This window comes from Paenibacillus sp. KS1 (assembly GCF_001680695.1).
GTDB classification, from domain to species: Bacteria; Bacillota; Bacilli; order Paenibacillales; family Paenibacillaceae; genus Paenibacillus_B; species Paenibacillus_B suaedae.
The window spans coordinates 23,539-29,928 of the sequence record NZ_MAIS01000079.1 but is presented as its reverse complement, the minus strand read 5'-3'; the positions used below and the strand labels follow the sequence as shown (position 1 = coordinate 29,928).

At 41.6% G+C, this 6,390-nt stretch carries 8 protein-coding genes; 4 read left to right on the top strand and 4 right to left on the bottom strand.

Features of this window, described 5'->3' with window-relative positions:
• Nucleotides 1-272: 272 nt before the first annotated feature.
• Nucleotides 273-632: a type 2 periplasmic-binding domain-containing protein gene (locus BBG47_RS21650; protein ID WP_065293449.1), complete on the bottom strand. Its 360-nt coding sequence runs from the start codon at nt 630-632 to the stop codon at nt 273-275.
• Between the two features lie 297 nt (nt 633-929).
• On the bottom strand, nt 930-1,346 hold the full coding sequence (locus BBG47_RS21645; protein WP_065293448.1) for a hypothetical protein: 417 nt from the start codon (nt 1,344-1,346) through the stop codon (nt 930-932).
• Nucleotides 1,347-1,701: 355 nt separating this feature from the next.
• Here BBG47_RS21645 and BBG47_RS21640 point away from each other — a divergent pair, with 355 nt between their 5' ends.
• The 4 genes from BBG47_RS21640 to BBG47_RS21625 all read left to right on the top strand — a co-directional run bounded on the left by BBG47_RS21640 (nt 1,702) and on the right by BBG47_RS21625 (nt 4,616).
• Complete coding sequence (locus BBG47_RS21640) at nt 1,702-2,400, top strand: aspartate/glutamate racemase family protein (RefSeq protein WP_065293447.1); 699 nt, start codon at nt 1,702-1,704, stop codon at nt 2,398-2,400.
• A 191-nt stretch (nt 2,401-2,591) separates the two neighbouring features.
• On the top strand, nt 2,592-3,146 hold the full coding sequence (locus tag BBG47_RS21635; RefSeq protein ID WP_065293446.1) for a BsuPI-related putative proteinase inhibitor: 555 nt from the start codon (nt 2,592-2,594) through the stop codon (nt 3,144-3,146).
• Between the two features lie 355 nt (nt 3,147-3,501).
• Nucleotides 3,502-4,392 carry a ComEC/Rec2 family competence protein gene (locus tag BBG47_RS21630; protein WP_065293445.1) on the top strand — a complete coding sequence of 297 codons (891 nt, stop codon included), beginning with the start codon at nt 3,502-3,504 and terminating at the stop codon, nt 4,390-4,392.
• A gap of 5 nt (nt 4,393-4,397) precedes the next feature.
• Nucleotides 4,398-4,616: a DUF3006 domain-containing protein gene (locus BBG47_RS21625; RefSeq protein WP_065293444.1), complete on the top strand. Its 219-nt coding sequence runs from the start codon at nt 4,398-4,400 to the stop codon at nt 4,614-4,616.
• A gap of 460 nt (nt 4,617-5,076) precedes the next feature.
• On the opposite strand, the gene BBG47_RS30850 is transcribed toward BBG47_RS21625, so the two are convergent.
• On the bottom strand, nt 5,077-5,187 hold the full coding sequence (locus BBG47_RS30850) for a YjcZ family sporulation protein (protein WP_217635877.1): 111 nt from the start codon (nt 5,185-5,187) through the stop codon (nt 5,077-5,079).
• A 254-nt stretch (nt 5,188-5,441) separates the two neighbouring features.
• Nucleotides 5,442-6,335: a carbohydrate ABC transporter permease gene (locus BBG47_RS21620; RefSeq protein ID WP_483310750.1), complete on the bottom strand. Its 894-nt coding sequence runs from the start codon at nt 6,333-6,335 to the stop codon at nt 5,442-5,444.
• Nucleotides 6,336-6,390 lie beyond the last annotated feature (55 nt).

Sequence of the window (6,390 nt, the reverse complement as noted above, 5' to 3'; positions counted from 1 at the left end):
CTATGTGTCCAAATTTATGGGGTTAATCCGGCTTAGTGTGCGACTCGGCTATGACCTACACAAAAAAATTAAGCTTTTGTCCGCTATATAGAGCTTACCTGTGCGGTTCCTGTTGTGTGTCACACCTCATAGGTACGTCCAAAATAGAATTCAGAACAGAGTACGGTTTGGTTTTGACTCATTTTTAACAAAAAATCAAAATCGACAATCGCGTATTGAAGTGAAAATGTTATATTCATCAATAAGAAAAAGTTCAAATTGTACACCACTATTTAGTGGTAAGAGATAGCATATTGATCGAATATTGACTTATTATAAAAAAGTGCTTTTCCTGCAAATGTAGGAGACAGAGCATATAGACGTCCAGATCCTTTAACACGCAGGTATTCTAGAATATATTGATTAATGGATTTCGAAATTTCTTTAGTCACAAAGGGTTCTAGATCAATTAGTTTTCCTTCCGTACTATAACTTTCGAGATCAAATCCATACAACAAGTCCGGCTTATGTGTTTCAACAATCGTATTATAAATTTCTCTAGTAAGTCCCTCTTTGTAATACTGACTTAAAGAGATGATTTCAAATTCAATATTCGGATGCTTAACACGATACATGTCTCCATACTTATTCATAAACTCTTCCTGGCTTTCATATTTACCACCCGTAATTCTAACTGTAGCTTAGTAAGTTTAGTTGGGGGATTCGATACGTGCATTGAGGTCTATGTTGAGGAATATCAGATTAGTTTCCAACGCGAAGATAAAGAAGGAAACATCACAGAGAACTGTTTCTTAATTGATCCGGAATAAGTACATAAAAAAGAGCCGTGGGATTCTTCCTCCTCAACGGCTCATTGTCATTATATAACAATTAATGACTTCTGAATAGTCACTTTAAGTGGTTTGCAATCCCTGCTTCTGTCTAACAAATCAGGATATTCTAACTATATTTATGCATGCATTGTCATATACCGTTTCACCAAATTCACCTACTAAAGTTAAGATATTTGGCCCTATTTTTGTATTTACAATCGCAGTTCCTGATAAATTTCCACTTACTCCAGGAGGGAAATTCGAATTAGATGAAAGAGAAGAGTTTAACACCTCGTTATTCAAGCTGAGTATAGTTGTCGCCTCATTATAATCCTTAGGAATAGTTACGCCAACCGAATAACTCACAAAATAAACAGCATTAGGCGAAAGGTGAATATCCCCCGTCCCCTCTATGAGAGTAATTCCCTTTCCATTCTTGGCTGTTATCTCATGGAATACTATAGGCACACCTGCTTTTAAAAGTTGACTTGCACTACTAAATGCAGAGAGACTATTCGCCGTTACGTTGTCCATTCAATTGCAACTCCCTTCACAAAACATAGTACATCTTATGCTCAGAGAGTCGGACAAGTTCTAGTACATTTCTATCAAATACCGCAGAAAGGGTTATAGAGATCCTGATTACCCCTGAATCGTAACCCTTCTTTTTTCCGTTCTACCAATCATCCACTTGAGCAAACGAGCCATATTTTCTTAACTCTAAACATACAAAACTCTTATTGATTCCTTAATATCAACGAATTGCCCCTTGCTCTTTATTGATTGCTCTTTTCAAGATTATAATATAGTACGCCGTCTTATTCGGAAGAGTAAATACGGTTATGTATCGCTAGAATAAATCGAGCAAAAGTGTGAATGGAGGCGCAACATGAAAGTAATTGGTTTGCTTGGCGGAATGAGTTGGGAATCTTCAGTTGAATATTATCGGATAATAAATGAAGAGGTGAAAAGAAAACTGGGAGGGCTGCATTCAGCGAAATGCCTTTTATACAGTGTCGATTTTGAGGAAATTGAACATTACCAAACAGAAGGAAATTGGGAAAAGGCTGGTGAAGTATTAGCTAACGCTGCTCGCTCTTTGGAGAAAGGAGGAGCCGATTTTATCGTTATTTGTACGAATACGATGCATAAAGTTATAGATGACATCCGATCCAAAATCAATATCCCCATTGTACATATAGCAGATGCAACAGCAAGTCGAATTAAAGAAAAAGGGCTTCGGACCATCGGCTTACTTGGCACCAAATATACGATGGAGCAGGATTTCTATAAATCCCGCTTGGAGCTGAATGAGATAAAAGTTATTGTACCAAATGCCGATGAAAGGGAACTTATCAATAAGATTATTTATGAAGAATTATGTTTGGGAAAAATTCATCAAGAATCAAGGGACTACTATAAAAAAGTGATCCAGGGGTTAACTGAATTAGGAGCCGAAGGAATTATATTAGGTTGTACAGAGATTGGATTATTGGTAAAACCGGAGGATTCCAAAGTACCTGTATTTGACACAACCTATATACATGCTGTTGAAGCTGTAAATATATCTTTAAATAAGGGACAATAATACAGCCATATCCCTGGATAGTCATGAACTGGAGTAGCAACTCTCAATCGGATATGAAGTCCATCTCGACAATGGAAGCACCTAAGCCTTAGTCAATTGACTAGGGCTTCTGCTTTTCATGAACTCGAATTTCAATACTTCAATGCAACAATCTTTCCCCCACTCACGTTATGTAGAATGAGGTGATATGAATGAAAAAATCAATCATGCTGCCACTGGTATGGGCAAGCGCACTTATTTTTCTAGTCGGCAGTACGCAAAGCGCATATGCGGCCAATCAGCAGCAGCAGTCGCAATCGAAGCATCAAGTTCAGCAAATCAAGCCGTTGCCCGCCAAGGGCAAGGATAAAAAGGAATCGAAGCCTGCATTGCAAACTACTTTATCAACCGAGAAAAAGAAAGACCGCCTCCTCATTCATATGAAACTCCGCAACACGTCCGGCAAAGATATTACTCTCTCTTACAGCTCACATAAATATGAAATCATCGTTAACAATGAAAACAATGAAGAAGTGTTCAACTGGTCTGACAACAAAGCATTCACACAACAACTGATCATCCATGATTTGAAAAAGGATGGTGAGCTATCGTTCACAGAGGAATGGAATCTTAAGGATAAGGCGAAGAAGAAGGTGCCGAAAGGACGGTACACCGTTCAGATAAAGATGTTAATAGACGTCCCTTCTGATACCACTGCCTCAGCTTCTCCGAAATTGATTGCCAGTACGGTCGTTGATCTAAAATAAGCCTCATAGCAAACGCACTAGCACCAAGCACTTGAGTGACATGTTCAGTCGTTGAGACAAGTGCTTGAAAGACTAAAAGCGAAGTTGGAAAGTTGGAATTTGGAGAAGTCCCCAAAAATAGTGAGAGAAATGAAAGCACCTTCTGGTGAGTGTTCTTATCGCAAGATAAAACATAATCTTGAAGGTGTTCTTGTGCTTTGCTGGATCTAAATTTCTTCCCATTTTCTACTTGTTGTCGTTTTTCGTTAACTTTTCATGTTATACGGAGGCAACAAGAACAAGGAAGAGACCAACATCAACCATCCTATCCCCCATTGCAATATGATAATATTGTTAATAGGAGAAGGAGGCATCTATGAAGAAACTATACATACCTTTCCTGCTTTTGGTCGTATTGCTGACAGCTTGCACACCAACAAGTACGGAAACTCAAGGAAACATCCAGAAAGAGAAGCCTAAGCAAGAGAAGCCTAAGGCGCAATCGTCAGACGTATTGAAAGTATATTATCTGGACGTTGGTCAGGGAGATTCAACCCTAATTCGCACGCCCAAGGGACAACATGTCCTAATTGATGGAGGGGACAACAGTCAAGGTGAGAACGTGGTCAAATATTTGAAACAGTACGGGGTTAAACAACTTGACGCAGTCATAGCCACTCACCCTGACGCCGATCATATTGGTGGTCTGGATACCGTCCTCAATGCGATTCCAGCCAAATCCGTATATGCGCCCAGAGTATCTCACACAACGAAGACCTATGAGGATTTCCTATTAGCGGTCAAAAAGCAAAAGCTCAAGATCAAATCCGCAAAAGCAGGGGGTGAACTCCCGCTAGATGGCGTAAAAGCTGAGTTCCTTGCTCCAGTCGGAGACTACGGGAAGGACTTGAATGCATGGAGCGCAGTTCTTAAGGTTACATACAAAAATACATCGTACTTATTCTCAGGGGACGCTGAGCGCAAAAGCGAAACCGACATGGTCAACAGCGGTGCGAATTTAAAAGCAGATGTATACAAAGTCGGCCACCATGGGTCGGATACGTCTACCTCAGCTGAGTTCCTAAAAGCTATTCATCCAACGTATGCGGTAATCAGCGTTGGCAAGGATAACAAGTATAATCATCCGAAAGATGTCATTATGAAACGCCTTAAGAAAGCCAATGTCAAAGTGTTCCGAACTGATAAAGAAGGCACTGTCATTTCTATAAGTGACGGAAAATCAATATCATTTGAGAAGGCGAGGTAACAACATTGATTCAAGGGGTAATCGACCAGATTGAATGTGATATCGTAACCATTGAAGTAGAAGATGGACATACCATCGAATATCCGAAGCATCTGCTCCCCACAGAAGCTGAGGTTGGAGATGTTGTTCATATTGTCGGAAATGTAATCACGATTAACAAAGAAGCTACAGAAGAACGCAGAAAAGAAGTCGACCAGCTGATGGATGAGTTATTTGAAGACTAATCATATGCATTCACAATATGCAACCATAGAATAGAAAACGAAATGCGATAACCTGCAAGCATCCTTAGCCTGGGATAGATATTCCCCTGCTACGGATGCTTTTTCTTTTTCCATAACTACGAGTCATAATCTCTCACAGGAATGTGAGTGTTATGAAAGTAATAATCTTCCGGATCAATTCATCCTGTTGTACAAATTTGTGCTCTCGTCCGTAAAAAGCTTAGAAATGATTGATCACCGCCACATAAATGGGTGTAGCTTACACATCCATTTTGCTCAGTCGGTTTCGGACTTGCCAGCATACTCTAGTAAATGTAGTAAATGTCGTATAGAAAAAAAAAGTGCTTCATACGAGCTATTCTCTTCCCTTCTAATAAAAACAGCCTTGCTTCATCAGCAAGGCATAACACGATGATGTCGGTCATTGAAGTCGGTAACGATATTGTTCAATCCTATCGTATTATATAAAGCAAGAACTCAGGATGATAACCAACAAGATAAACAGAACTAAGATTGCGCCTGTGCTCGTGAAGCCCCCAAATCCACAGCCTCTGCCAGCAAATTCACCCATTGAGATGACCTCCTTTCTCTAGGTACACAACATAGTATGATGGAGAACAAGGATAGACACGGCGCTTTGCCCAAGCAGCAATAATTAGGCATTCACATAAGTCAAGCAGCGTTTGTCCCTTGGCAAGACTCATTTACATTTATTTCTGCAACCAACAGCCAATCAAGCACAAATACCGCCAACGAATTTCGTTGGCGGTACCGTTGTGTATAGATATTTCCAGCATTACATGTCTCCGGATACTCTCACCACTGTTACCCCTTCACTGCGCCTGCCAGCATCCCCTTCATTATCTGCTCTTGGAAGATCAGATACATAATGATCGTCGGAACAACCGACAGACTAAGCGCTGCAAGGGTCAGACTGTAGTCCGTGCCGTAGCCATCCGCGAAGATGGAGAGGCTGAGCGGCAATGTCTTCAGCAGCGGATTGCTAATGAAGACGAGCGGGAATGCGAAGTCGTTCCAGAAGCGCAGGAAGCCAAGTACAGACACGGTTGCCAGCGCCGGCATCGACAGCGGCAGAATAACCCGCAAGAAGATCCCTGTATATCCTGCACCATCGATCAATGCGGCTTCCTCCAGTTCTTTCGGGAAGGAGGTCATATACGCGGACAGGACAAATATCGCAACTGGCAGTTCAAATGCTGTATAAGGCAGTACAAGCGCCGCATAGGTGTCGAGAATGGACATTTTCTTCATCATAATGAACAGTGGAACGAGTGTACTGTGAATCGGAATGAGCATTCCGAGCAGGAACAATCCCATGATGTACGGCTTCCACTTGAACTTGAATCGTGACAATACGAACGCTGCAAGTGCACCGATCAGCAGGGTGGACACAAGTGAAATTACCGTAACAGCCAGGGAATTGCCGAAGGCAACATTCATGCTCGCTACATCCCATGCTCGAATGAAGTTATCCCATCTCCACTCGCTTGGCATGCCGAATGGAGAGGAGAAAAACTCTTCGTTGCTCTTGAAGCTGCTGATGAACAGCCATAGTAATGGATACAGTGTCAATAATGCATACAGGGTTAGCAGCAACCAGACCAGTCCGGCTACTCCCTGCTTCCACACCCGGTTGGAAGCGCGTCTCCTTGTAGAGGAAGGCATGCGGCCAAGCTGTTGAACGGGTTGGTTCCCCATGTTCCTCTCCTCCTATCTTCTTGGACTTATAAGTGGTAACCATCGAAGCATGATA

Coding starts and splice junctions, on each gene's coding strand:
- BBG47_RS21650 (WP_065293449.1), bottom strand. CDS start 632: ATGAATAAGTATGGAGACATGTATCGTGTTAAGCATCCGAATATTGAA.
- BBG47_RS21645 (WP_065293448.1), bottom strand. CDS start 1,346: ATGGACAACGTAACGGCGAATAGTCTCTCTGCATTTAGTAGTGCAAGT.
- BBG47_RS21640 (WP_065293447.1), top strand. CDS start 1,702: ATGAAAGTAATTGGTTTGCTTGGCGGAATGAGTTGGGAATCTTCAGTT.
- BBG47_RS21635 (WP_065293446.1), top strand. CDS start 2,592: ATGAAAAAATCAATCATGCTGCCACTGGTATGGGCAAGCGCACTTATT.
- BBG47_RS21630 (WP_065293445.1), top strand. CDS start 3,502: ATGAAGAAACTATACATACCTTTCCTGCTTTTGGTCGTATTGCTGACA.
- BBG47_RS30850 (WP_217635877.1), bottom strand. CDS start 5,187: ATGGGTGAATTTGCTGGCAGAGGCTGTGGATTTGGGGGCTTCACGAGC.
- BBG47_RS21620 (WP_483310750.1), bottom strand. CDS start 6,335: ATGGGGAACCAACCCGTTCAACAGCTTGGCCGCATGCCTTCCTCTACA.